14 protein-coding genes are annotated in these 26,532 nt (G+C 69.0%); 11 read left to right on the top strand and 3 right to left on the bottom strand.

What is annotated here, in order from left to right:
- Window positions 1–153: 153 nt before the first annotated feature.
- The 9 genes from QMG73_RS24645 to QMG73_RS24605 all read left to right on the top strand — a co-directional run bounded on the left by QMG73_RS24645 (window position 154) and on the right by QMG73_RS24605 (window position 17,007).
- Window positions 154–1,464 carry a ricin-type beta-trefoil lectin domain protein gene (locus tag QMG73_RS24645; protein ID WP_407676853.1) on the top strand — a complete coding sequence of 437 codons (1,311 nt, stop codon included), beginning with the start codon at window positions 154–156 and terminating at the stop codon, window positions 1,462–1,464.
- Between the two features lie 28 nt (window positions 1,465–1,492).
- Entirely contained in the window at window positions 1,493–2,161 is a 669-nt protein-coding gene (locus QMG73_RS24640; RefSeq protein ID WP_281899439.1) for a hypothetical protein, read from the top strand.
- A 111-nt stretch (window positions 2,162–2,272) separates the two neighbouring features.
- A complete protein-coding gene (locus QMG73_RS24635; protein WP_309299523.1) occupies window positions 2,273–7,822 on the top strand; it encodes a ThuA domain-containing protein in 5,550 nt (1,849 codons plus the stop codon).
- Between the two features lie 60 nt (window positions 7,823–7,882).
- Window positions 7,883–8,392 (top strand): hypothetical protein, encoded by a 510-nt coding sequence (locus tag QMG73_RS24630; protein ID WP_281899437.1) that lies wholly within the window; start codon window positions 7,883–7,885, stop codon window positions 8,390–8,392.
- A 91-nt stretch (window positions 8,393–8,483) separates the two neighbouring features.
- Window positions 8,484–9,596, top strand: coding sequence for a ricin-type beta-trefoil lectin domain protein (locus QMG73_RS24625; RefSeq protein WP_281899541.1), 1,113 nt, complete (start codon window positions 8,484–8,486; stop codon window positions 9,594–9,596).
- A 30-nt stretch (window positions 9,597–9,626) separates the two neighbouring features.
- Entirely contained in the window at window positions 9,627–12,326 is a 2,700-nt protein-coding gene (locus QMG73_RS24620) for an RICIN domain-containing protein (protein ID WP_281899436.1), read from the top strand.
- 163 nt (window positions 12,327–12,489) lie between these two features.
- Window positions 12,490–14,202: a ThuA domain-containing protein gene (locus QMG73_RS24615; RefSeq protein WP_281899540.1), complete on the top strand. Its 1,713-nt coding sequence runs from the start codon at window positions 12,490–12,492 to the stop codon at window positions 14,200–14,202.
- Window positions 14,203–14,235: 33 nt separating this feature from the next.
- Window positions 14,236–15,528: a cellulose binding domain-containing protein gene (locus QMG73_RS24610; protein WP_281899434.1), complete on the top strand. Its 1,293-nt coding sequence runs from the start codon at window positions 14,236–14,238 to the stop codon at window positions 15,526–15,528.
- Window positions 15,529–15,582: 54 nt separating this feature from the next.
- Entirely contained in the window at window positions 15,583–17,007 is a 1,425-nt protein-coding gene (locus QMG73_RS24605; RefSeq protein ID WP_281899431.1) for a ricin-type beta-trefoil lectin domain protein, read from the top strand.
- A 54-nt stretch (window positions 17,008–17,061) separates the two neighbouring features.
- Here the strand turns inward: QMG73_RS24605 and QMG73_RS24600 are convergent, their stop codons facing one another.
- From QMG73_RS24600 to QMG73_RS24590, 3 genes are all read right to left on the bottom strand, one after another.
- Window positions 17,062–18,414: a ricin-type beta-trefoil lectin domain protein gene (locus QMG73_RS24600; protein WP_407676852.1), complete on the bottom strand. Its 1,353-nt coding sequence runs from the start codon at window positions 18,412–18,414 to the stop codon at window positions 17,062–17,064.
- Window positions 18,415–18,474: 60 nt separating this feature from the next.
- Window positions 18,475–20,007 (bottom strand): arabinofuranosidase catalytic domain-containing protein, encoded by a 1,533-nt coding sequence (locus QMG73_RS24595; protein WP_281899430.1) that lies wholly within the window; start codon window positions 20,005–20,007, stop codon window positions 18,475–18,477.
- Between the two features lie 100 nt (window positions 20,008–20,107).
- Window positions 20,108–23,659 (bottom strand): ThuA domain-containing protein, encoded by a 3,552-nt coding sequence (locus QMG73_RS24590; RefSeq protein ID WP_281899429.1) that lies wholly within the window; start codon window positions 23,657–23,659, stop codon window positions 20,108–20,110.
- Window positions 23,660–24,050: 391 nt separating this feature from the next.
- On the opposite strand from QMG73_RS24590, the gene QMG73_RS24585 reads away from it, so the two are divergent.
- Window positions 24,051–25,559, top strand: coding sequence for a sugar ABC transporter ATP-binding protein (locus QMG73_RS24585; RefSeq protein ID WP_281899427.1), 1,509 nt, complete (start codon window positions 24,051–24,053; stop codon window positions 25,557–25,559).
- Complete coding sequence (locus QMG73_RS24580; protein ID WP_281899425.1) at window positions 25,556–26,530, top strand: ABC transporter permease; 975 nt, start codon at window positions 25,556–25,558, stop codon at window positions 26,528–26,530. Before QMG73_RS24585 ends, QMG73_RS24580 begins: the two co-directional genes overlap by 4 nt.
- The last annotated feature ends 2 nt before the right edge of the window (window positions 26,531–26,532 follow it).

Below are 26,532 nucleotides of genomic sequence, written 5' to 3'. Positions count from 1 at the left end.
CCGGGCACCAGTTCGTGGTCCTGGCGTAGAAGAACGGCCTAGTGGGCTTGCGCGACGTCATACGTCATACGATGATGCTAGTCTATGTCGATCGCGTGAGGAGACAGGGCTGTGCAACCTCGAAGACTGTCCGCGCCTTGGATAGGGGCGTTCATGGCCGCCATGCTCCTCATCGCGGTCGGGGCGTATGTCGCCACCTCGGTCACGCCAGCGGCCGCGGCCACCACGGCCGGCTGCGGCAAGGCCCCCGGGCTCAACAGCGGCACCCACACCATCCAGAGCGGTGGCAAGAGCCGCAGCTTCATCCTTCGGCTCCCGGACAGCTACAACAACACCTACGCCCACCGGCTCGCCTTCGGGTTCCACTGGTGGGGCGGCACGGCGAACGACGTCGCGTCGGGTGGCACCGACGGATACGCCTGGGCCTACTACGGCATGCTCTCGCAGTCGAACAACACGACGATCTTCGTTGCGCCACAGGGCATCAGCAACGGCTGGGCCAATACCAACGGTGAAGACGTCACCTTCACCGACGACATGATCCGCGTCATCGACAACGCGCTCTGCGTCGACACCACACAACGTTTCTCGGTCGGGTTCAGCTACGGCGGCGCGATGAGCTACTCGCTGGCGTGTTCCCGGCCCACCGTGTTCCGTGCGGTCGCGGCGATCGCGGCCCCCGGGGCGATCAGCGGATGCGGCGGCGGCACCCAGCCGGTGGCGTACATGGGGATCCACGGCATCAGCGACAATATCGAGAGTGGACGATCGCTGCGCGACAGGTTCGTCAGGAACAACGGATGTGCCGCGCAGAACGCCCCGGAGCCCGCGGCGGGCAGCCGGACACACATCACCACCACCTACGCGTGCCAGGCTGGGTACCCGGTGGTCTGGGCCGCGTTCGACGGTGGCCACCAGCAGGGCCCGGTGGACGGGTGCGCCGGCTGTGAGAGCGGCGCGCGGAGCTGGGTCAAGCCGGAGGTGTGGCGGTTCTTCACCCAGTTCGGGTCCACCCCGCCCACCACTCCTCCGCCGAGCAGCCCGCCGCCGTCGAGCAGCCCGCCGCCCGGCCAGCAGAACGTGATGATCGCGGGCAGCCAGTCCGGCCGTTGCCTCGACGTCCCCAACTCCAGCACCAGCAACGGTGCGCGGGTGCAGCTGTGGGACTGTCACGGCGGCACCAACCAGCGCTGGACGTACACCGCGAGCCGCACGCTGACCGTCTACGGCAACAAGTGCCTGGACGCCAGCGGCGCGGGCGGTGGTAACGGCACCGCTGTGATCACCTGGGACTGCCACGGCGGCGCGAACCAGCAGTGGAACCTCAACTCCAACGGCACCGTCACCGCGGTCCAATCAGGACTGTGCCTCGACGCCGTCGGATCCGGCACGGCCAACGGGACGCAACTTCACCTCTGGGCCTGCCACGGTGGCGCCAACCAGCAGTGGGGTCTGCGCGGCTGAGGCTCGCACATCCTGGGAGGCATCGGGTATGAGCAACCGGAAGAGGCTCCGTCAGGGCCCGCCGCCAGCGCCCACCGCCCGGCGGATCGTGCCGATCGTCGTCGCGTTCGCGGTCGGTGCGCTGCTCGCCGGGCCGGTGGGGGTGGTGTCGGCCGGCGCCGGCGACCCGGCGGGCGAGCGGGTCTCCGCGCTGCGCGCCGAGGAGGCGAAGCGTGACGTCGCGCAGGTGGTCGAGCTGACCGCGCACGCCCGGCGGGTCCAGGAAAGCCTCCTGCCGGTACTCGACGGGCTGGCCGCCGCGGTACCGGTAGGCAAGGCGCCCGGCCCCGCGACCAGCATGTCCACTGTGGAGCAGTGGCAGGTGGTGACGGGTAAGGCGGTCGACGACTTCGCCGACCCACCTTCCGGCGGCACCGGCGTCAACGTCGCGCGTTCCGGCTTGGCCGCCGCGGTACGCGCGCTCGACGGCGCGGTGGACACGTATGCCGCCGCGCTCGCCCAGCCGCCGGCCGCCCACGCCAGCCTGTTCGCGCTCGCCGGCCGGCAGCGAGACACCGCGGTAGCCACCTGGTCCAGCGCCGCCACGCAGCTCGACGTGCTCAATGTCGACGCCGGTAATGGCCATGTCCACGTGTTTCTGCCCGCGGCACCGGGGCAGGGGGCGCTGGCCGCGGACGGCGCACCGGAGGGGAAGTGATGCGCGGTTTCCTTACGTTGATTAGCTAAACCACGTGTTTCACCACCGCGCACCGGTCTTCGGCGAGCCGATGCGAGATTCCCAGCTGTCTGCTCCAGCTAAGGAGTTTTCGTGCCAGCAACTCGCCGAGGTCGCCGTGTACGCGGCGCACGACGTACCCTCCTGTTCGCCGCCGCCATCCTTCTAGCCACCGCATCCGCCCTGGTCGGCGGGGTGGCCCCGGCTCAGGCCGCACCAGCGTCCAGCCAGGCGGCCGAGCCGTTCACCATCCTGGTCTTCTCCAAGACGGCGGGCTTCCGCCACGACTCGATCCCGGCGGGCATCGCCGCCATCCAGCAGCTCGGCGCGGACAACGGCTTCACCGTCGACGCGACCGAAGACGCGGGCGCGTTCACCGACGCCAACCTCGACAAGTACGCGGCGGTGGTCTGGCTCTCGACCACCGGCGACGTGCTCGACGCCGCCCAGCAGGCCGCGTTCGAGCGGTACGTCAAGGGTGGCGGCGGCTACGCGGGCATCCACGCCGCCTCGGACACCGAGTACAACTGGGCCTGGTACGGGGACCTGGTCGGGGCGTACTTCGCCTCGCACCCGGCCAACCAGACGGCGACCATCAAGGTCGAGGACCCGGCGCACCCCTCCACCGCGCCGCTGCCCGCGAAGTGGAGCCGCTTCGACGAGTGGTACAACTTCCAGAGCAACCCGCGCGCGGACGTGCACGTGCTGGCCAGCCTGGACGAGCGCAGCTACACGGCGGGCGCCGGCGCGATGGGCGCCGACCACCCGATCGCCTGGTGCCACGACTTCGACGGCGGCCGTTCCTGGTACACGGGCGCCGGTCACACCATCGAGTCGTACTCCGAGCCGAACTTCCTGACCCACCTGCTCGGCGGCATCCGGACCGCTGCCGGCGCGGTCGACGCCGACTGCGCCGCGTCGCAGACCTCCAGCTTCGAGAAGGTCACGCTGGACAGCAACACCAGCAACCCGATGGAGCTCGACATCGCGCCGGACGGCCGGGTCTTCTACGTCGAGCGCGACGGCCGGGTCCAGATCGTGAAGCCGGACACCCGCACCACGGTCACCGCGGTCGACCTCGACGTCTTCACCGGCAATGAGGACGGGCTGCTCGGCATCCGGCTCGACCCGGACTTCGCGGCCAACGGCTGGGTGTACCTCTACTACGCGCCCAACGACGGCGTCGCCCGCAACCGGGTGGCCCGCTTCACCGTGCAGGGCGACTCGATCGCGCTCGGCACCGAGAAGGTCGTGCTGGAGGTGGCCACTCAGCGCAACACCTGCTGCCACGCGGGCGGCAGCATGGTCTTCGACAGCGCCGGCAACCTCTACCTGTCCACCGGCGACAACACCAACCCGTTCGAGTCGAGCTCGTTCACCCCGATCGACGAGCGCCCGGGCCGCCAGGACTACGACGCGCAGCGCACCGCCGGCAACACCAACGACCTGCGCGGCAAGGTGCTGCGGATCCATCCGGAGGACGACGGGACGTACACGATCCCGGAGGGCAACCTGTTCCCGGAAGGCACCGCGCGGACCCGGCCGGAGATCTACGCGATGGGCCTGCGGAACCCGTTCCGGATCGGCATCGACAAGCGGACCGGCACGCTGTACGTGGCGGACTACGGCCCGGACGCCAACGCGGCCAACCCGGACCGCGGCCCCGAGGGCACGGTGGAGTGGAACGTCGTCACGCCCGGCAACTACGGATGGCCGTACTGCCACGGCGCGAACTACGCGTACAACGACTACACCTTCCCGTCCGGTCCGAGTGGCGCGAAGTTCAACTGCGCCGCACCGGTCAACAACTCGCCGAACAACACCGGCCTCACCAACCTGCCGCCAGCGATCTCCGCGACCGTCGACTACGACTACAGCGGCAACCCGCTCTTCCCGGAGATCGGGGGCGGCGGCGCGCCGATGGGCGGCCCGGTCTACCGGTACGACGAGGCCCTCGCCTCGGACCGCAAGTGGCCGGCGTACTACGACGGCAAGGCGATGTTCGGCGAGTGGAACCAGAACAGGATGTACACCTTCCAGCTCGACGAGGCCGCGAAGTCCCTTGTGGACATCAACCGGATCCTGACCGGGATGACGTTCCTGCGGCCGATGGACTTCGAGTTCGGCCCGGACGGCGCGCTCTACATGATCGAGTGGGGCACCGGATTCGGCGGCAACAACGACAACTCCGGCGTCTACCGGATCGACTACATCGCGGCCGACCGGGCGCCGATCGCGGTGGCCACCGCCGAACCCACCTCGGGCCAGCCGCCGCTTACCGTCCAGTTCTCCAGCGAGGGCTCCCGTGACCCGGACGGCGGCGCGCTCACGTATGCGTGGACGTTCGGTGACGGCGGCACCTCCGACCAGCCGAACCCGTCACACCAGTACACGGTGGCTGGCGACTACACCGCCCAGTTGACCGTCACCAACCCCAAGGGCCGCACGGCCGTGGCCAACGTGCCGGTGACCGTCGGCAACACCGTGCCGACCGTGACCATCGAGTTCCCGCCCGACGGCGGCTTCTTCGACTGGGGTGACCAGGTCGCGTACACGGTGAAGGTGACCGACCCCGAAGACGGCACGATCGACTGCGGCAAGGTGACACTGCAGGTCTACCTGGGCCATGACGAGCACAACCACCCGATGCAGTCGTACACCGGCTGCGAGGGCACCGTGCAGACGGCGCTGGCCGCCTCGCACGGCGCGGAAGCCAACGTGTTCACGATCCTCGAGGCGACCTACACGGACGAGGGTGGTTCCGGCGGGTCCAACCCGCTGACCGGCCGCGCGGTCGAGCAGCTCCAGCCGAAGCGGAAGCAGGCCGAGTACTTCTCCGCCACCGGCAAGGCTCCGGACGGCGTGGGTACCGGCGCTCCGGGCGTGCAGAAGGAACCCACCGCCGACAGCGCCGGCGGCTTCCAGAACATCGGGTCCATTGAGGACGGCGACTGGTGGTCGTTCGCACCCGCCAATCTCGCCGGTATCGACACCCTGCGCTTCCGCGTCGCGTCCGGCGCGAACGGCGGCACGATCCAGGTGCGCGCCGGCGCGGTCGACGGCCCGCTGCTGGTCACGGCCACGGTGCCGGCGACCGGAGCGTGGCAGACGTACACCGACGTCTCCGCCGACCTTCCCGCGTCGCAGCCGGCCAGCGGACCGCTCTACTTCGTCGCCCGCGACAACCCGGGTGACACGGGCGGCGGCGGCCTGTTCAACGTGAACTGGGTCGACTTCCTCGGCCGCGGCGTGACCGACAACGCGCCCCCCGTGGTGAGCGTCCAGGCGGCCCCGACCACGGGCACGCTGCCGCTCGCGGTGCGGTTCACCGGTACCGCCACGGACGCGGAAGGCAACACGCCGCTCACGTACGCGTGGGACTTCGGCGACGGTGGCACGGCTGACACGCTGAGCGCCACGCACACCTACGAGACGCCGGGTACGTTCACCGCGACGTTGACGGTGACCGACAGCAAGGGCGCCAAGGGGTACGCCACCGCCACGGTCAAGGTGAGCGCGCCGAACACGTCCTGCTTCGGGGCGCGCTCGGACGACTTCCCGGGCACCACTCTGGACAAGACCCGCTGGTCCACTGTGGTTCGCGAGAATCAGCTGTACTCCGTCCAAGGTGGAGCGCTGGTCCTGCCCACCGCGGCCGGCGACCTGTACGGCGGCGGGAACGACGCCACCAATATCGTGCTCCAGCCGGCTCCGGGCGGTGCCTGGCAGGCCACGACGAAGGTGACGGTCCCCGTTACCGGCAACTACCAGCAGGCCGGGCTCATCGTGTATGGCGACGACGACAACTACGCCAAGGTCGACCTGCTCTACAACGGCGGCCGGCGGGTCGAGTTCATCCGGGAGACGGCCGGCACGCCGCGCAACGAGGGCGCCGACAGCACCGCCGCACCCGCCGGAGACACGATCTACCTGCGGCTCGCGAGTGACGGCACCAACCTGACCGCGGCGATGTCCGCCGACGGCCAGACCTTCACCCCGGTGGGCCGGGCGGCCGAGCTGGCCGGCATCACCAACCCGAAGGTGGGCCTGTTCGCGTTGAAGGGCGGCACGACCGCTCCGGTCGTCGACGCGACGTTCGACTGGTTCCAGATCTCGCCCGACGAGCCCGCCGGACCGGTGACCCCGTCCGACGAGTTCAACGGCACCAGCCTGGACAAGTGCCGCTGGAACGCGATCCTCCACGAGGACCCGGCCGCGTACCGGGTGCAGGGCGGGTCGCTGCACGTCGACGTCCCGAACGGCGACATCTACACCACACCCAACACCGCCCCGACGAACTTCATACTCCAGGAGGCGCCGTCCGGCGACTGGACCATGGAGACGAAGGTGGACGGCAGCCTGCTGAACGAGCAGTACCAGCAGGGTGGCCTCATCGTGTACGGCGACGACGACAACTATTTGAAGTTCGACTTCGTCGTGGACAACTCGCCCGGATCGACGGTGTCGCGCCGGATCGAGTTCCGCAGCGAGATCGCCAGCGTGATTCAGAACCCGCAGCCCGGTCCCACCGGCTTGACGGCGGCCGTGTGGCACCTGCGACTGGCTAAGGAGGGCAACGTCTACACCGCCTCGTACTCGGCGGACGGGCAGGCATGGACCGAGCTCGAGCCGCTGACCAACGCGGCGGTGGGCTCGACACCCAAGGTGGGCCTGTTCTCGCTCGGCGGGCCGCAGACCGCCCGCAAGACGGTCTCGTTCGACTACTTCCGGCTGAGCGCGGACGACGTGGACGAGACTCCGCCGGTGACGGTGGCCACTGTGGACGGTACGGCGGTCGGAGGCTGGTACACCGGTCCCGCGACGGTCACGCTGGCCGCCACGGACGAGGGCGGCAGCGCGGTGGCTCGCACCGAGTACCAGCTCGACGCCGCCACGACCTGGACCGCCTACACCGAGCCGATTTCGGTGGCCGGGGACGGCACGCACGAGGTGCGGTTCCGCTCCGTCGACGAGGCCCGCAACGTGGAGGCGGCAAAGTCGGTTCCGGTGCGGATCGACGCCACCGCGCCATCGCCAGTACAGGTGACGGGTGTCGCCGACGGCCAGCTCTACGGCGACAGCCAGGACGTGCGGGTCACGTTCCAAGCGGTCGACCCGACCTCCGGCATCCGGTCGGTGGTGGGGACGCTCGACGGCCAGCCGTACCAGTCCGGGACCGTGCAGGCCATGTACGACCTGACGCTCGGCTTCCACGAGCTGGTCGTGACCGCCACCGACAAGGCCGGCAACGCGACGACGGCGAACGTCCGGTTCTTCGTCACCACCTCGTTCCGAGACATGCAGAACCTGACCGACCGGTTCAAGGCGACCGGCCAGCTCTCCGCAAAGGCACACCGGCAGCTGACCAACAAGCTGGAGGCCGCGCGGCTCTCCGAGGCCAGCGGCAACGACAAGCGGGCCATCCAGCAGTTGCGGGCGTTCGTCGCACTCGCGTCGGACACCGCGCTGGTCGCCGACGCCGACGTGCGAGGAGTGCTCGTCCGCGACGCCGAAGCCATGATCGTCCGGCTGGGCGGCGAGGCGACGGCGGCCGGCCAGCGAGCCAACGGCGGGAAGTCGCTGGAGGGCGCCGGCCGCCTCGACGGTGACCCGTCTCAGGTTCCGGAGGGCGGCACGCTCTGACCGCACCGTGTGGGTGGGGCCGGCCGGTTCGTCGGCCCCACCTGTTGGATGGAGGATGCAATGCTCCGCAAGCTCCTGGCGGCCCTCGTCGTCATACCGTTGCTGGCGGTCTGGGCCGCGCCAGCCGCAGCGCACGGCGGTCCCGTGGTACTCGACGCGGCGGGCGACGGCGCGACCGGCGTGACGGTCCGCGCGACGTACAAAAAGGACGGTCACCCGGTCGACAACCAGGTACTGCGCCTGGTGCTCAACGCCACCGGCGAGGGCGGCCGGACAGTCGGCCCGATCCAACTCGCCCCGGCCACCGAAGGCCACGGCTTCTACACCAGCGGATCGGTGCTCACCCCAGGCAGGTGGACCATCGTGGTGACCTCAGCCGAGCCCAACCCCGGCAGGGCGGAGGCCACGGTCGAGGCTCGCGTCGCCCAGACGGCGCAACCCGCGGCCAACCCGCGCACCGAGCCGAGCGAGGGCGGGAACGGGTGGCGGTGGTGGGTGGCCGGTGCCGCCCTGCTGCTGGGCGCGGCCATCGCCCTGGCCGTGGGCGCCCGCCGCCGCGCCCTCCGCTGAGCTCGCCTTATCGAGAGACTTCCATGCTTGACATTCAGACATCATACGAATTACGTTTCTGGTCGGCACGGGAGGCGAGCACATGATCCGGATGAACACGAAGTGGTTTGCCGCGTTCGCCGTGTGCGGTCTGGCGGTCGCCGCCACGGTGCTGGGCGCGGGAGCGGCCAGTGCCGAGTCGAACGGCGGGACCAGGGTCATGCCGCTGGGTGACTCCATCACCGAGGGCACCCAGGTGCCGGGCGGCTACCGGATCGGCCTCTGGCAGCGCCTGACCAACGGTGGTTACACAGTGGACTATGTGGGATCCCAGTTCAACGGCCCGTCCAGCCTCGGCGATCACGACCACGAGGGTCATCCCGGCTGGCGCATCGATCAGATCGACGCGAACATCGTCGGCTGGCTCACCACGTACCAGCCGCGTTCCGTGCTGCTGCACATCGGCACCAACGACGTGCTGCAGAACTACAACGTCAGCACGGCGCCCAATCGGCTGTCCACATTGATCGACCGCATCACCAACAACGCCCCGAGCGCCGACGTGTTCGTCGCGCAGATCACGCCGCTGGCCAACAGCGGCCAGGAGGCGGCGGTACGCGCCTTCAACGCGCAGATCCCCGGCATCGTGCAGAGCAAGGTCAGCGCCGGCAAGCGTGTCCACCTTGTCGACATGCACACGGCGCTCACCACCGCCGACCTCATCGACGGCATCCATCCGACCGCCGCCGGATACGGCAAGATGGCCGCGGTCTGGCACAACGCGTTGCTGTCGGTGCCGGGCAGCATCGGCTCGCCGGGCAGCGGCGACAACCGCACCAACGTGCAACTCGTCGGGGCGCCGTCGGGGCGCTGCGTCGACGTGCCCGGCTCCGCCACCACGAACGGCACTCAGGCTCAGCTGTGGGACTGCCACGGCGGCACCAACCAGCGCTGGACCCACACGGCGAGCCGGGAGTTGCGGGTCTACGGCAGCAAGTGTCTGGACGCCAGCGGACGAGGGACCACCAACGGCACCGCCGCCATCATCTGGGACTGCAGCGGGCAGCCGAACCAGCAGTGGAACGTGAACGCCAACGGCACCATCACCGGCGTCCAATCCGGACTGTGCCTGGACGTGGCCGGCGCCGCGACCGCCAACGGCAGCAAGGTCCAACTCTGGGCCTGCCACGGCGGCACCAACCAGCAGTGGAGCATCCGGCGCTGAGCCGAGCAGCGGAGTGAGAGGAACACGTACGTGAAGTCAGCCGTCTCCACCACCGGAAGGTCGCTGCTCGCCGCCGCGGTGTTCGCCGCCGCCGCGTTGACAGTCACCGTCACCACTCACCTGCCGGCTTCGGCCGCGACCCAGGCCACCTACTACGTCGCCCCCGACGGCAACGACGCCAACCCCGGCACGCTCACCTCGCCATTCAGGACCGTGCAGCGCGCGCGTGACGTCGTTCGCACGATAAACGCGAGCATGACGGGCGACATCTACGTCTACCTCCGCGGCGGAACCTACCCGGTGACCAGCACCATCGAGTTCGGGTCGAGTGACTCCGGCACGAACGGCTACCGGGTCGTCTACGCCGCGCACGCCAACGAAACGCCAGTTCTCGAAGGTGGCGTCCAGGTGACCGGGTGGACCCAGCACAGCGGCAACATCTGGAAAGCCCCACTCGACCGCGCCAACAAGCTGCGTGCGCTCTACGTCAACGGCAAGCGGGCGTTCATGGCCTCGAAGACGATCAACTCGGCGGGCTGCCACGGCACATACAACATCACCGCGGGCCAGGCCGCCTGGGCGTGGGAGTCGGGCTCGCAGTGCGAGGGCGCCAGGTACAGCCTGTCGGACTTTCCCGCCATCGCCCGCAACCAGGACGACATCGAGATCGAGACGGGGACCACCTGGACCACGGCCATCGTGGGGGTACGCCAGGTGACCACGACAGCCGATGGTGCGAACCGCGTCGCGCTGTTCCAGCAACCGGGCGCCGCCATCGCACAGGGCGCGTACAACGGCAACGCTCAGGTCGGCGGCAGCCACAAGGTCATGAACGCCTACGAGTTCCTGGACGCGCCGGGCGAGTTCCACTTCGACAAGACAAGCCGGACCCTGTACTACTACAAGGCCGCTTCGGAGAACATGGCCACCGCGACCGTCTTCGCGCCGAACAACGTGCCGACCCTGCTGCGGATCGCGGGCACCTCGACCAACGCCCATGCCCGCAACATCACGGTCACCGGAATCACGGCGCAGCACTCCGACTGGAACCTGTTCACCGTGGCCGGCTCCGCGTTCAAGCAGGCCCAGCAGGGCAACCTCGGCGCGCAGGCATACGCCAAGGGCAACTTCCACGTCTACTACTACCGCAACGTCGACGTCACTCCCGGCATGATCCAGATCGAGAACGCCGATGGGCTGATCCTACGGCGGAACCGAATACAGCATTCTGGCGCCGACGGGATCAACATGGTCAACGATGTGCAGGGCACCCAGCTGATCGGCAACTTCACCAACGACATCGCCGGATCCGCTGTCACCGTCGGCCATCCGCAGCACGTCTACATCGGCGACCACACGTCGGGCAACCGGGAGAAGTACTCCCCGCAGGTCGAGGGGCTGCCGAAGAACATCGAAATCAAAAACAACTACATCTACGACAGCGCCGTACTGTTCAACGGACACAGCCCCATCTCGGCGTACTTCGCCGACACGCTCACGATCCAGCGAAACCGGATCGAGAAGACTCCGTGGTCCGGGATAACCCTCGGCTGGGGATGGTGGAACTTCGACGGGTCATCGGGCTCGATCGCGCCGAACAGGCCGACCACGACGGCGAGAAACAACGACATCAGCTACAACCACATCATCGACACGGTGCAGCGGCTCAGCGACACGGCACCGATCTACACCCTGGGCAGCCAGCCCGGCACCACCATCCACGACAACTACCTGCAAGGCGTGCCGGCCGGCCACAAGTACGGGCTCCACCCGGACGAAGGGTCGGCGTACATGACCTTCCGCGACAACGTCCTGAGCGTGGACAAGAACGTCACCTGGCTCATCAACTCCGACGACTTCGGGCGCAAGCACGATCTGAGCATCACGCAGATCTACGGCCCCATCAACAAGGTCTCCAACAAGAACCTGCCGAACAGCACCATCCACGACATCCTCGTCTCCGCCGACTATGTCTGGCCCGCCGCGGCGTACGGCATCGCGGTGAACTCGGGACTCGAGGATTCCTATCGGGACATCATCCCGCAGAGCAATCTCTCCCTGCCCGACTACGCGCTACCGGCAAGCACCTTCGTCGGCAGCCAGAGCGCGTCTGTTCCGGTACGGAGCACCGGCGACGCGACCAGGACGATCTGGTTGGCGCCCTCCGGCACCACGACCTTCGCCGCTGGACCGACGATGACCAGCGCTGGCGGCACCGCCACGTCCATCGCCGTTCCGGCTGCGCAGGGCGAATACCGGCTCTACGTCGTCGACGCGCAAGGCAACCGGTCAGCCGAGTCCAAGTCGATCGTCAGGCAGCAGAGCGGCGGCGGCAGCCAGCAGAGCGGCCAGATCGTCGGCGGGCAGTCCGGCCGCTGTGTCACCGTGCCCAACTCGACGACCACGAACGGCACCCAGGTACAGCTGTGGGACTGCTCCGGCGGCACGAACCAGCGGTGGACCCACACCGCCAGCAAGCAGCTGACCGTCTACGGCAACAAGTGTTTGGACGCGTATGGCGCGGGCACCAGCAACGGCACGGCGGTCGCCATTTGGGACTGCCACAACGGCCTCAACCAGCAGTGGAATGTCAACGCCAACGGCACGATCACGAGCGTCCAATCCGGACTGTGCGTCGACGCGAACGGCGCGGCCAGCGCAAACGGCACGAGAGTCATCCTCTGGTCGTGCAACGGCGGCGCGAACCAACAATGGAGCCTACGCAACTGACCGAAATCAGGATCGAGCTTTGTGCTGCCGCGGCGTCCGCCGTGGTCCGTGCCGCTGCTCCCGCGGCCTCACCGTCCGCGATTCACGGGCACACACCCGTGCGACTGTCCGGGTTGGTCGTGGTGACGCGGTGGGTAAGGCCGACGAGAAAGAGAGCGACGACATGCGCCGACATGCCCGTACCCTGCTCGGCGGCGCCGCCGCGACGTTCGCGGCCCTCGCCTGTACCGTGCCCGCCACTCCCGCGGCGGCCGCGGACGCCCCGTACGACGTCCTGGTGTTTTCCAAGACGGCCGGCTTCCGGCACGACTCGATCGCGGTCGGCACCCAGGCCATCCGCGACCTCGGCATGGCAAACAACTTCACCGTCACCGCCACCGAAGACGGCAACCAGTTCACCACCGCCAACCTGAGCCGCTACGAGGTGGTGATTTTCCTCAACACGACCGGCGACGTGCTCAACGACATCCAACAGTCGGCTTTCCAGTCGTACATCGGCTCCGGCGGAGGCTACGTCGGCGTCCACTCGGCTGCCGACACCGAATACAACTGGCCCTTCTACGGCGAGCTCGTCGGCGCGTACTTCGCCTCGCACCCGGCCATCCAGCAGGCCAACGTGAAGGTCGAGAACCGGGCGCACGCGGCGACCGCCCACGCGCCGCAGACCTGGACCCGCACCGACGAGTGGTACAACTTCCGGACCAACCCCCGCGCGAGCGCGCGCGTGCTGGCGACGCTCGACGAGTCGTCGTACTCGGGTGGCTCGATGGGCGCCGACCACCCGCACGCCTGGTGCAAGACCTATTCTGGCGGCCGGTCCTTCTACACCGGCGGGGGCCACACCCAGGCGTCGTACGCCGAGCCGGCGTTCCGCGCGCACCTGCTCGGCGGCATCCGGTACGCGGCTGGTCGCACCAAGGCCGACTGCCGGCCCGAGACCGCCTACACGACCCTCTACAATGGATTGACGACCGGCTGGTCGCAGGCGGGACCGGGCGGCTTCACCAATGCCGACGCCACGCTCAGCTCGACCGGCGGCCTCGGCCTGTACTGGTACAGCGCCAAACAGTTTACCAACTACTCGTTGAAGCTTGACTGGAAGTTGCTCGGCGACGACAACTCCGGTGTCTTCGTCGGCTTCCCACCGTCGAGCGATCCCAACTCGGCGATGACGGCCGGCTACGAGGTGCAGATCGACGCCACCGACGCGGCCGACCGCACCACCGGCTCGATCTACGCCGTCAAGGCCCCCGACACCGCTGCCCGGGACGCCGCGCTCAACCCACCCGGCGAGTGGAACACCTTCGAGGCGCTGGTCGAGGGCGAACGGCTCCAGGTCTTCCTCAACGGCGTGAAAATCAACGACTTCACCAACACCGACCCGGCTCGATCGCTGGCTGGTCATATCGGCATCCAGAACCACGGCACGGGCGACGACGTCTCGTTCCGCAACATCCGGATCAAGGAGCTGGGCGGCCCGACGCCGACGCCTGGCACGGGGCCGATCGTGGGGATCGCGGGCAAGTGCCTGGACGTGCGTAACGGCAGTACTGCCGATGGCACGCAGGTGCAGATCTGGTCGTGTTCCGGTGCCGCGAGTCAACAGTGGACGGTGTCCGGTTCGACGCTGCGCGCCTTGGGCAAGTGCCTGGACGTCAGCGGTGCCAGCACGGCGAACGGCGCGAAGGTGCAGCTGTGGTCCTGTAATGGCGGCGCGAACCAGAACTGGCAGGCGAATCCCGACGGCTCGCTGCGCGGCGTGCAGTCGGGCAAGTGCCTGGACGTGTCGGGCAACAGCTCTTCGGACGGTGCGGTCGTGCACCTGTGGAGCTGCCACGGCGGCGCCAATCAGAAGTGGCAGTTGCCCACCGCGTAACAGGTTCCGGCAAACGACAGAAGGAGTTGCTTGATGTCAAGGCGTAGAGCGGTCTTCGGGCTCACCGCCGTCGTGGCGCTGCTCGCCGCGGCAGTGGTCAGCACGACACTGCCCGGCGGCCTCGGCGGCACCGCGTCCGCCGCGGACGTCGGTGTCGCGGCGGCGACCGCCGGATGCGGCAAGGCACCAACGTTGCGGAACGGCACACAGACCATCCAGAGCAACGGCAAGAGCCGGACGTTCATCCTGCGGATCCCCAACAACTACAACAACAGCAACCCGTACCGGTTGATCTTCGGGTTCCACTGGCGGGGCGGCACCGCCAACGAGATCGACTCGGGTGGCACCAGCGGCAGCGCCTGGTCCTACTACGGCCAGCTCGAACAGTCGAACAACACGGCCATCCTGGTCGCGCCGCAGGGTTTCGGAAACGGCTGGGCCAACTCCGGCGGTGAAGACGTCACCTTCGTCGACGACATCATCCGGAGGCTCGACGCGGACCTGTGTATCGACACGACACAGCGCTTCGCGACGGGCTTCAGCTGGGGCGGCGGCATGAGTTACGCGCTCGCCTGCGCCCGGCCGACGGTGTTCCGGGCTGTCGCCGTCATCGCCGGCGCGCAGATCAGCGGATGCAGCGGCGGCACCCAGCCGATCGCCTACTTCGGACTGCACGGCATCACCGACAACGTCCTGAACATTTCGCAGGGGCGGTCGCTGCGTGACACGTTCGTCAGAAACAACGGCTGCACCCCGCAGAGCCCACGCGAGCCGGCGGGCGGCAGCCGCACCCACGTCACGACGACCTACACCGGGTGCCGAGCCGGGTATCCGGTGCAGTGGGCCGCGTTCGACAACGGCCACATGCCGGGGCCGGTCGACGGCACCTACAACGAAAGCGGCGTCACGACCTGGACCAAGGGCGAGATCTGGAGGTTCTTCGCGCAGTTCCAGAACACCACGCCGCCGACCACGCCTCCGCCGTCGTCGCCTCCGCCGTCCAGCCCTCCGCCCTCCTCGCCTCCGCCGGGCGGCGCCGGGTGCACGGCTTCGGTGTCGCTGAACTCGTGGACCGGTGGGTTCGTGGCCACCGTGCGGGTGACCGCCGGCACCGCCGGTACCAACGGGTGGAGCGTCAGCATGACCCTGCCTGGCGGCGCCAGCGTCACCAACACCTGGAGCGCGTCAGCCAGTGGCAACACCGGCACGGTCAGTTTCACCAACGTGAGCTACAACGGCCGGCTGAGCCCCGGCCAGGTGACGGAGTTCGGGTTCCAGGGCAACGGCAGCGGCACCGGCATGACCCCCACGTGTACCGCCAGCTGACCCGGGATTTTGAAAGGACCTCCCATCGTGCCCCAATCCCACGCTAGACGCCACGTGGCCAGAGCGCTGGTCTGCGCTCTGGCCACGCTCGGCGCGACGCAGGTCGCCGTGCTCGGAGTCGCCTCGCCGGCCGCCGCGGACACCACCCAGTTCCGCGGCGTCAACTGGGCCCGCCTGGGCGACAACTTCCATCAGGGACCGCTGGTGCTGCACGGCTTGAGCAGCACCGACAGCTACGCGACGGTGGTGGCCAAGGCCAACGCCGTCTACACCGGCTTCGAGAACAACCTGGGCGCCAACACCGTCCGCCTGCCCATCAACACCTACACCGTCGGCACGGCATGGTGGAACGCGTACACCGGCGCCATCGACGCCGCTACCGCGAAGGGTTTCAAGGTCGTCCTGTCCTACTGGGACGACGGGGTGGCCGCCAGCGGCGGAAGGATCGTCAACACGGCCGCCTTCAACACCATGTGGAACACCGTTGTCGCCAAGTACGGCGGCAACGACCTGGTGTACTTCGAGCCGATGAACGAGCCGGGCGGCCACAGCGCCAGCGACTGGGCAAACGTGGTCAGCACCTGGATCAGCAGCCGCCCGTCGATACCGCGGAGCCGGATCTTCGTCAGCGGCGCCGGCCTGAACACCGACATCAAGTCGATGTGTGCCGACCGGCGCCTCGACGGGACGCTCCTGTCGCTGCACCACTACACGTTCTTCAGCGGCGCGAAGAACTACGACCAGTGGGTGGCGTTCCTGCGCGACGCGATCGGCTCCTGCGCCGCGCGCACCGTCATCGACGAGTTCGGCGCGCCGATGGACACCGGACTCAACTACCACGATGCCGCGAGCGCCGACAACTTCGTGCGGTACTTCCGTGCCACCACGGCGGTGCTGCGCGAGCTGCGGATCGGCTCCATCTACTGGCCGGGCCTGGGCGGCAAGATCAGGGCCGGCCAGAGCGACGACTGGTACGCCATGCAGAAGCTGCACGGCAGCGGTACCAACCTGACCCTCAGCACGCCCAACGCCAGCGGCCTCGACCGCCTCAGGTACGGCTGGGGCCTGGACGGCGGTGGGCCCGGCCCTGGTCCCGGCCCGGCCAGCCTGCTGCGTAATGTGGCCACCGGACGCTGCCTGGACATCCCGGGCGGCACGACCGCCAACGTCCAGGTGCAGGTGTCCGCCTGCGCCAGCACACCCGCCCAGCAGTGGACGTCGACGGCCGCGGGACAGCTCACCGCCCTCGGCGGCCAGAGGTGCCTGGACGCGTACAACGCGGGGACGACGAACGGCACCGTGGTGGGCACGTACGCGTGCAACGGCGGCGCCAACCAGCGGTGGACGATCGGCGCCGACGGCACCATCCGCGGCGTCCACTCGGGCCTCTGCCTGGACGTGAACGCCAGCACCTCCCGGGTCCAGCTCTGGTCGTGCTGGGGCGGCGACAACCAGAAGTGGCAGGCGCAGAGTTCCTGAGAGACGCGAGAAGGCGGCCCCGCGCCCGGCGGGGCCGCCTTCACTGTCCCATCGCTACGCGCGTGCCCAGCGTTGGTTGGTGCCGCCGTGGCAGCTCCACACGATGACCGCGGAGCCGTTGGTGGTGGCGGCGCCGTTGACGTCCAGGCACAGTCCGGTCTGGGCGCTGCTGATGGTGCCGTTGCCGTTGAGTGTCCACTGCTGGTTGGCGCCGCCGTGGCAGTCCCAGATCTGTACCCGGGTGCCGCCGGTGGCGTTGGGTGGGACGTCCAGGCACTTGCCCAGTACCTGCAGGGCGGCGCCGTTCTGGGTGAACTGCTGGTTGGCGTTGGTGTGGCAGTCCCAGATCTGGGTCCCGGTGCCGTTGGCGGAGTTCGCGGAGCTGACGTCCAGGCAGCGTCCGGAGCCCTCGTTCCGCAGCCGGTTCCCGGTCGGGCCCGGCGTGGTAGGGCCGGGCGTCGGCGTGGTCGGCCCCGGCGTCGGGGTGGTCGGCCCTGGCGTGGGAGTGGTGCCCGCGAACTGCGCGAAGAACCGCCACACCTCCGCCCTGGTCCAGGTCCGGGCGCCGTCCTCACAGCCGGAGCAGCCGTCGACCGGGGCTGGCCCGTGGCCGCTGTCGTACGCCGCCCACTGCACCGGGTACCCCGCCCGGCACGAGTAGAGGGTGGTGACGTGTTGCCCGCTGCCCTGCGACGGTTCGCGCGGGTTCTGGCCGGCGCAGCCGTTGTTGCGCACGAACGTGTCCCGCAGCGACCGCCCCTGCGAGATGTTCAGGACGTTGTCGCTGATGCCGTGGAGGCCGAAGTACGCGATCGGCTGGGTGCCGCCGCTGCACCCGCTCAGCTGGGCGCCGGAGTACACCGCGACCGCTCGGAAGACGTTGGCCCGGGCGCACGCGATCGCGTAGCTCATGCCACCCCCGTAGCTGAACCCGAGGGCGAAGCGCTGCGTCGTGTCGACACAGAGGGCATCGTCGATCCGGCGCACCATGTCGTCGACGAACGTGATGTCCTGACCGCCGGAGTTGGCCCAGCCGTTGCCGATGCCCTGCGGCGCGACGAGGATCGCACTGTTGTTCGACTGCTCCTGCATCCCGTAGTAGGACCAGACGCTTCCACTGCTCCCGCCTGAGGAGACGTCGTTCATGGTGCCACCGCGCCAGTGGAACGCGAAGATCAAGCGGTACGGATTGTTGTTGTTGTAGTTGGCCGGTACCCGCAGGATGAAGCTGCGATTCTGGCCGCTGCTCTGGATCGTGTGGGTACCGCTGTTCAGACCGGGGGCCTTGCCACATCCGGCCGTCGCCGCGAGGGGGACGACGTCGGCGGCCGCGGATGCCAGGCGGATGCCGGCGATACCGGCACCGGCCAGCGCGACCGTGCCGGCGACGGCGATCAGCCTACGCAATCGATGCGATCTGGTGCCCTGTCGCATGAGTGTGCTCCGTTCTCTCGGGGGTGTGGGGGTTCAGCGGTAGCCGGCCGCGACGACGTTGGCCTGTACCGCGTTCTCGGTCGCGTCGGACGGATAGCCGGCGACCATCGCGCCTTCGTAGAACGTGCCGGCGCTGAGGTTGGCGCCGCCGCCCGGCTTGCAGCAGTCGCCGCCGCTGCCGAGGATGATGGCCCCCTGCTTCTTCATCGGGCTGTATCCGGGCGGCAGGGCGCCGTCCCAGAGCGTGAAGAGGTTGCCGGACTGGGCGTTGCTGCCCTTGATGGCGAAGCGGGAGGTGCCGTTGTTCTTCAGCGTCGCGGTGACGAACTTGCTGGGGAACGCCCGCTGGTTCGGGTTCCAGGACTGGCTGCCGCCGGGGTAGAGCCCCCATTCGAGGTCCGCCTGTACCCATGGACCGGTGCCGGAACAGCCGCCGAACCAGCACTGGGTGCTGAAGTTGATGGCGTCCATGGCGCCGGCCGCGTCCGCCGATCGCGTCGTCTCGCTGTTTCCGTAGTCGAAGCAGCAGCCGCCGTTGACATGGGTGCCGCTGGTCACCATGTACATGCCTTCGGGGGCGCTGCCGGTCGGCACGCCGGTCAGATGCCCGTCGCGCCAGTAGCTGTTGCCGGGGTTGATGTAGAGCGAGTAGGCCTTGTTGCCGCCGATCGTCAGCGCCTCGGAGGTCGCGATCGCCGGCCGGCTCTGGGTCGACCCGGGCACCACGCTCGATCCCTGGTACCACAGGTCGTTGCCGCGGCCGGACTGGTCGTAGACCACGGTGATGACGCAGGTGGTGCCGGCGCAGAACGAGTCCTGGGCGGCCGCGTTGGCGGCGCCGCCCGCGCTCAGGACGGCGATGTTCCGGGTGGTGTTGTCGGACGAGCGCCGGACCTGGTACAGGTTGCCGTTGTAGGCGCCGTAGAGCGCTCGCACCGTGCTGTGCGCGGCGATGCAGGGCGTGCCGCCGGAGGCGTAGATGTCGCACGTGCCGGCGCCGGACGGCGGCGGGGTGGATGGCGGCGGGGTGGATGGCGGTGGCGTTGATGGCGGCGGTGTGGTGGTGGGCGAGTCCCACCGCTGGTTGCTCTGGCCGTGGCAGCTCCAGAGGATGACTCTGGTGCCGTTGGCCGTGCCGGCGGCGTTGGCGTCCAGGCACAGTCCTGATTGGACGCCGGTGATGGAGCCGTTGGCGTTCACGTTCCACTGCTGGTTGGCCTGGCCGTTGCAGTCCCAGATGATGACCGCGGTGCCGTTGCTGGTGCCCTGCCCGGAGGCGTCCAGGCACTTGTTGCCATACACCGTCAGTTGTCTTGTCGCAGTGTAGGTCCAGGTCTGGTTGGCGGCGCCGGTGCAGTCCCACAGCTGGGCCGGCGTGCCGTTGGCGGTGCTCGAGCCGGACACCTCCAGGCAGCGTCCGGACTGGACGCCGACGACCGGGGCGCTCTGCCCCGTTTGGATCGGTGCCGCCACGACCGTGGTGCCGGCGGCGACGGCGAGGACGAGGGCGGCGCCGAGCACGGACAGCCTTCCGTACCGGCGACGTGCGAGTTTGGGAACGACCATGGCCCTTCCTTACGTGTGGCGGGGGAGCGGGACGTGTGGCGGGGGAGCGGGAAAGGCCCCGGCGCGTGGGCGCGCACCGGGGCAATCCCCTCCAGTTCGGCTAAGCGAGGGTGAAGCGCCACTGCTGGTTCGTGCCGCTGTGGCAGCCCCATTGCAGGAGCCGTGCGCCGTCGGCCGTGGAGCCGCCGTTGACGTCCACGCAGAGTCCACTGGGGACGCTCTTGACGGTGTACACGCCCGAGGTGGCGGTCTGCGTGACGAGGAACTTCTGCTGGTTGCTGTTGTTGCAGGTGAACTGCTGCAGGAACGCGCCCTGAGCGGTGGATCCGCCGGTGACGTCGAGGCACTTGTTGCTGTGCACGGCCTTCAGGTAGACGGCGCCGCCTCCGGCGTCGACGGCCTGCCATTTCTGGTTGTTGCCGCCGGTGGCCGCCCACTGGACGATCTGGGCGCCGTCGGCTGTGGACACTCCGCTGACGTCCACGAGCTTGTTGCTGTGCTGCGCCGCCACGGTCCAGGTCCGGCCCGCGACGCCGCCAGGGTTGGGGTTGGGCGTGCCGACGCCGTCGCCGCCGAACGTGAACGAGTCGAGGTCGAACCAGTTGGTCGACGAGCCCTTGAACACCATGTACAGCGCGTGGCTTCCGCCGAGGGCGGCGGTGTTCACCGGTGGCGTCGACTGGTGGTTGTCCCAGCCGCCCGTGCTCGGCACCGGTGTCGTGGCCAGCAGCGTGCCCGTCGGTGAGTCGGCGCGCAGCTCGATCGTCCCGCCGCCACTCGGCGACGCCAGCCGGTAGCTGACGTTGGTGATGCCGGACAGGCTCATCGGGTTGAACGCGATCCAGTCGTTGTTGGAGATGTCGCCGACCCGCTTACCGCTCTCCGCGCCGGCATGATCGATGACCCGGACACCGGACTGGCTGGTGTGGTACTCGGCCTGCTTGTGCTTGGGCTGCAGCACCGCCTTCGCGTAGCCGGTGAGCGGGGAAGCGCCGCCGGCGCCGCCACCGTCGGTGTAGCGGGCGTTGAGGACGTAGTACAGGTTGGCGCCGTCCGGGTGCCCGCCGAGCAGCTCGGTGGAGATGGTGCCCGTGCAACCCGGGTAGTCCGTGGTCTCGTGCTCGTGGTCATCGTGCCCCAGCCCGGGGTTCACGAGCACCTTGGTGCAGTCGATGGACCCGCCATCCGGGTCCGAGACGCTGACCGTGTACGGCACGCGGTCGCCGAAGTTGAGCATGCCGCCGCTGGCGGGGACGGTGATGGTGACCACGGGGGCGGTGTTGCCGACCGTGATGGGCACGTTGGCGAAGGCGCTCCTGCCCGTGTTGTCGGTGACCTTGAGCTGTGCGGTGTAGTTGCCGTTGCTGGTGTAGGTGTGCGAGGGGTTCGCCGCCGTGGAGGTGGCGCCGTCTGCGAAGGTCCACAGGTAGGTGAGCGTGTTGCCGGGATCGGGGTCGGTCGTGCCCGCGCTGCTGAACTGCACGGTCAGCGGCGCCGTCCCGCTCGTGGGCGTTCCGCTGGCTTTCGCGACCGGCGACCGTCCACCGTGGATGTAGTCGATGCGGTAGAGGCCCGAGTCGTTGTTGCCGCCGCCGAAGTTGGAGCCCCATTCGAGCAGGTACAGCGAGCCGTCAGCGCCGAACTCCATGTCCATCGGCTTGATGAAGTTGCCCGCTGGCAGGAAGGGGTTGGTGCGGGTGACGGCCGTCGCCGAGTCGAAGTGCACCTCCTTGATGTAGTTGCGGGTCCACTCGTAGAAGAAGTGGACGCCGTCGTAGTAGGGCGGGAACTTGGTCGCGGACGGGTTCGCCGCGTCGTATCGGTAGACCGGACCGCCCATCGGCCCCGCGCCGTTGGCGCCGAGCTCGGGGAAGGTCGGCGAGGTGCCGTAGCCGTACCACATGTTCGGCGCGACGATCGGCTTCAGGCTCGTCAGACCGGTGTTGTTCGGTGAGTTGTTGACCGGCGCGTTGCAGTTGAACTTCGCACCGACAGAACCGTTGTCCGGGTTGTACGGCGCGTAGGGCTGGTTGTCGCCGTGGCAGAACGGCCAGCCGTAGTTGCCCGGAGTCTTGATGACGTTGAGCTCGACGAGCCCCTCGGGCCCCCGGTTCGTGGTGGGGCCGCCCCGGTCGGGTCCGTAGTCGGCGAGGTACACCCAGCCGTTGGCCGGGTCGATCGAGAAGCGGAACGGGTTGCGGAAGCCCATCGCGTAGACCTCCGGCTTGGTCTGCGCCGTCCCTTGTGGATAGAGATTGCCGGCCGGGATCGTGTATCCGCCGCCGGCCGAGGGGCGGATGCGCAGCAGTTTGCCCCGCAGATCGTTGGTATTGCCGGCGCTCCGGGCCGCGTCGAGGTGCGACTTGCCGGACCGCCAGTCCAGCGGCGCGTATCCCTGCCACGCCGGGTCGAGGTTCGGCGGGGTGTCGTCGCCGGTGCCGATGTACAGGTTTCCGTCGGGTCCGAACTCGATGTATCCGCCGGTGTGCCCCGGCTCGGGGAACGTGCGGTCCCGGTAGGCCGGGATGTCGATGATGGTGACGGCACTCGACATGTTCAGGGTGTCGCCGGTGAGCGTGTACCGGGATACCCGGTTGACGTCGGTGCTGCTGCTTGCCGGCGAGTGGTACAGGTACACGTAGCCGTTGCTGGCGAAGCTCGGGTCCAGCGCGAGCCCGGTGAGGCCGTCTTCGCCGCCGGTGTAGACGCTGAGCGTGCCGGCCGTGACGGTGGAGTTCGTGGCCGGCTTGAAGATTTTGACCTGGCCTCCCCGCTGGACGTAGAGCACGCGCCCGTCCGGCGCGACGGCGAGGGCCATCGGGTCGGCGGTGTTGTCGTCGAGGGTGCGCTTTTCGAAGTTGCCCCAGACCGTGCCGCCGCAGTCGCCGGGCTCGTTGCCGGCGGCCCACTTGACGCCGCCGAGGACGTGGTTGCGGAAGCTGGTCTCGCTGTAGGACGCGATCGCGTGGCCCATGGCGGTGGCCCACACGCGGCCGCCGGCGGTGTTGCGGCACCAGGAGATCGGGTGGTCGTTGCCCATCGCGCGCGGGCCCGGGTTGTAGGTGCGCTCGTCGGCGGTGACCAGGACGTGCACGTTGCCGCGCGGGTTACGGTCGAAGTTGTACCACTCCTCGCTGCGGTTCCAGCGGTCCGGCAGGCTGGCCGTCGACGGGTGTTTCTTGTCGGCGACGATGGCGGTGCCGGGCAGCACGCCGGGAGAGTGCTCAGGCATGTGGGCGCCCGCGTTGATGGTCTGGTCCCACCACGGGTACTCGTTCTCGATGCCCATGTCGGTGGCGTTGTGTACGGCGACGATGCCCTTGCCGCTGGCGAGGTATCCCTCCACCGCCTGGCGCTGGGCCGCCGTCGTCCACACCATGCCCGAGGTCTGAAACATGATGAGCACGTCGAAGGTGGCCAGGTTGGCCGGGGTGAAGACGTTCGAGTCCTCGGAGTGGACCAGCTCGAAGTTGTTGGCCGCCGCCTGCTCCTGGAACATCGTGACGCCGGCGGGGATCGAGTCGTGGCGGTAGCCGGTCGTCTTGGTGAACAGCAGGGCGCGGAAGGCCGGGGCCGCTGACGCCGGAGGGACGATCGCGAGCGACAGTAGCAGGCCCGCGATCGCGCCAATGATCAATGTGCTGCGACGCATGCCGTCTCCTATTTCGGCGGTATGAGGCTGCGACCACGGGCACGCGTGAGTCACGCCTCCGATGCGCCAGGTGGTGCCCGGGCGGGCCAGAGGCGTGCGTGCCGGTCAGATCGTCATGCCGTCCGCCGCGACGGTCAGTCAGGTCCCTCCGGGACTTACGCAGCGTCATATCAGATGCCACTGTGTCCCGTGGTCTGCCAGATCAGCATGGCGGCGGGCATCGCGAGAAGTCAATACGACTGCGCTCGGATCGATTCGATAACACATTTCCTCAGATCAATCAGGCGTTGCGAATAGCGTGTCGATCCACCTACTCTCGGCATCCCGGCGACCGAACCGATTCGCTGTTTGTGCGTCTGCTCTCGACGATTACGTACGTAGGGGGATTGTCATGGCTGACCCTCCGCCGTCGCCGCTGCTTACTCTCCGTGGCATCGGCAAGTCGTTCCTCGGCGTGCGAGTGCTCGACAGCGTCGACCTCGATGTCCGGCCGGGCGAGGTGCACGCGGTCGTCGGCGAGAACGGCGCCGGCAAGTCCACGCTCATGAAGATCGCGTCCGGGGTGTACGCGCCCGACGAGGGGACGATCGATTTCGCCGGCGCGGTCCGGAGCTTCCGCGGCCCGCGCGACGCCCAGCGGGCCGGCATCGGCATGGTGCATCAGGAGTTCAACCTGCTGCCCGAACGCACCGTCGCGGAGAACGTGTATCTGGGCCGCGAGCCCGTGCGCCGCGGTCTCGTCGACCGCAAGGCGATGCTCAGTCGTACCGCCGCGCTGCTCGACTCGATCGGGGAGAGTTCGTTGCCGCCGCAGGCCCGCGTGGGCCAACTCGGGGTGGCGCGGCAGCAGGTCGTCGAGATCGTCAAGGCACTCGCCACCGACGCGCGGCTGCTCATCATGGACGAACCCACCGCGGCTCTCGCCGACAACGAGGTCGAGCGGCTCTACGCGCTCGTCCGGCGGCTGCAGGAGCGGGGGATGGGCGTGCTGTACGTCTCGCACCGCCTCAAGGAGGTCTTCGACCTGTCCGGCCGCATCACCGTGCTCAAGGACGGCCGCCTGGTGACCACAGTGGACACCGCCCGCACCGACGCCGATCGGCTCGTGCGGCACATGGTCGGCCGCGAGCTGTCCAGCTACTATCCCGCCCGCGCGCGGCCGGACGAGGTGGGCCCGGTTCGGCTCACCGTCCACGATGGAGGCAACCGGAAGCTGCGGGGCGTCGACCTGCGCCTGCGCGCCGGCGAGGTGCTCGGCGTCGGGGGACTGCAGGGGTCCGGACGGTCGGCGCTGGCACGGGCCCTGTTCGGCGCGGCACCGTTCGCCACCGGCGACGTCAGGCTCGACGGGGCGCCGGTGCGGCTCCGCTCGCCACGCGCCGCGATGCGGGCCGGCATCGCCTACATCACCGAGGACCGCAAGGGCGAGGGCATCGTCGCCGGGCAGTCGGTGCTCGACAACGCCCTGCTCGCCAGCCGCGCGCTCCTGCCGGGCGCCGGCCGTGGCGCGCGGGCCGCGCGGGTCCGGGAGCTGCTGGCGGCCGTCGACGTGCGCGCCGCCGGAGAGGACCAGGAGATCCGGTACCTGTCCGGCGGCAACCAGCAGAAGGTGGTACTGGCGAAGTGGCTGGCGCTCGGCCCCCGGATCCTGCTGTTCGACGAGCCCACCCGCGGCATCGACGTGGGTGCCAAGTCGGCCATCCACGACCTGGTCCGGCAGCTCGCCCGGGACGGCGCGGCCGTGCTCATGGTCTCGTCCGAGCTGCCCGAGCTGCTCGGCATGAGCGACCGGATCATCGTCATGCGCGACGGCCGGATCGCCGGAGAGTTGCCCGCCGGCGCGGGTGAGGAGGACGTCGTCGCGCTCGCGGTCGGCGCCGCGCGGGAGGCGGCCACATGAGTGGCGTACTGACTCTGCCGGCCCGCCGGACCGCGCCGGGCGTGTTCGTGGCCCTGGCCGTCACCCTGGCGATCGGTTGGCTGGTCGTCACGGTCGACGGCGGCCAGCTGTTCAGCCTGCCGACGACCGTGAGCCTGCTGCACGTCGCCGCGGGCCTGGGGCTCGTCGCCGTCGGCCAGACCCTTGTCGTCATCGGCGGATCGCTCGACCTGTCGGTGGCGTACGTCATCAGCCTCAGTACCCTCGTCGCGGCCGAGGCCATGAACGGCGACGACGCCGCGCTGCTGCCGGCGATCGGCCTGGCGCTCGCGGTCAGCGCCGCGATCGGCCTCCTCAACGGGCTCCTCGTCACCAAGGCACGGATCAACGCGTTCATCGCGACCGTCGGCGTCGGGCTGCTGCTGAAGGGATACCTCGACAACGGCTACGACGGCCCGGCCGGTAAGACCGCGCCGGCCCTCGTGCAGGGCCTGGGCTACCAGCGCGTCGGTCCGGTGCCCGTGTCGTTCCTGCTGCTGCTGGCCGTCGCCGCCGCGGCCTGGCTGGTGCTCGCGCGTACCCGTTTCGGCCACCACCTGATCGCCGTCGGCGGCGATCCTGAGGTCGCCCGCCTCTCCGGCGTGCGCAACCACCGGGTCCTCGTCACCGCCCACGTGCTGTGCTCGCTCTGCGCCGGCCTCGCCGGCGTCTACCTCGCGAGCCGGCTGGGCTCGGGCGCGCCGCGGGTGGGCACCGAGGGCCTGTACGACCTGGAGTCGATCGCCGCGGTGGTGCTCGGCGGCACGGCTCTCGCGGGCGGTCGCGGCGGCGTCGCCGGCACGGTCGGCGGCGTGCTGCTGCTCGCCAGCATCGACGCCATCTTCAACCAGCTCGAGGTCGACGCGTTCTTCAAACAGGTGATCCGCGGAGTGATCATCATCGTGGCCGTCGCCATCTACGCCCGCCGGGCGCTGCGAAAGGCGGCATCCTGACC

Origin of the sequence: Phytohabitans aurantiacus, assembly GCF_027923225.1 — a bacterium.
GTDB classification, from domain to species: Bacteria; Actinomycetota; Actinomycetes; order Mycobacteriales; family Micromonosporaceae; genus Phytohabitans; species Phytohabitans aurantiacus.
This window is presented reverse-complemented; position numbering and strand designations above follow the sequence as displayed.

What these genes read in the sequence shown, in the direction of transcription:
- QMG73_RS24580 (WP_281899425.1), top strand. Translation starts at nt 25,556, where the DNA reads ATGAGTGGCGTACTGACTCTGCCGGCCCGCCGGACCGCGCCGGGCGTG.
- QMG73_RS24615 (WP_281899540.1), top strand. Translation starts at nt 12,490, where the DNA reads ATGCGCCGACATGCCCGTACCCTGCTCGGCGGCGCCGCCGCGACGTTC.
- QMG73_RS24640 (WP_281899439.1), top strand. Translation starts at nt 1,493, where the DNA reads ATGAGCAACCGGAAGAGGCTCCGTCAGGGCCCGCCGCCAGCGCCCACC.
- QMG73_RS24595 (WP_281899430.1), bottom strand. Translation starts at nt 20,007, where the DNA reads ATGGTCGTTCCCAAACTCGCACGTCGCCGGTACGGAAGGCTGTCCGTG.
- QMG73_RS24610 (WP_281899434.1), top strand. Translation starts at nt 14,236, where the DNA reads ATGTCAAGGCGTAGAGCGGTCTTCGGGCTCACCGCCGTCGTGGCGCTG.
- QMG73_RS24645 (WP_407676853.1), top strand. Translation starts at nt 154, where the DNA reads ATGGCCGCCATGCTCCTCATCGCGGTCGGGGCGTATGTCGCCACCTCG.
- QMG73_RS24625 (WP_281899541.1), top strand. Translation starts at nt 8,484, where the DNA reads ATGAACACGAAGTGGTTTGCCGCGTTCGCCGTGTGCGGTCTGGCGGTC.
- QMG73_RS24630 (WP_281899437.1), top strand. Translation starts at nt 7,883, where the DNA reads ATGCTCCGCAAGCTCCTGGCGGCCCTCGTCGTCATACCGTTGCTGGCG.
- QMG73_RS24590 (WP_281899429.1), bottom strand. Translation starts at nt 23,659, where the DNA reads ATGCGTCGCAGCACATTGATCATTGGCGCGATCGCGGGCCTGCTACTG.
- QMG73_RS24585 (WP_281899427.1), top strand. Translation starts at nt 24,051, where the DNA reads ATGGCTGACCCTCCGCCGTCGCCGCTGCTTACTCTCCGTGGCATCGGC.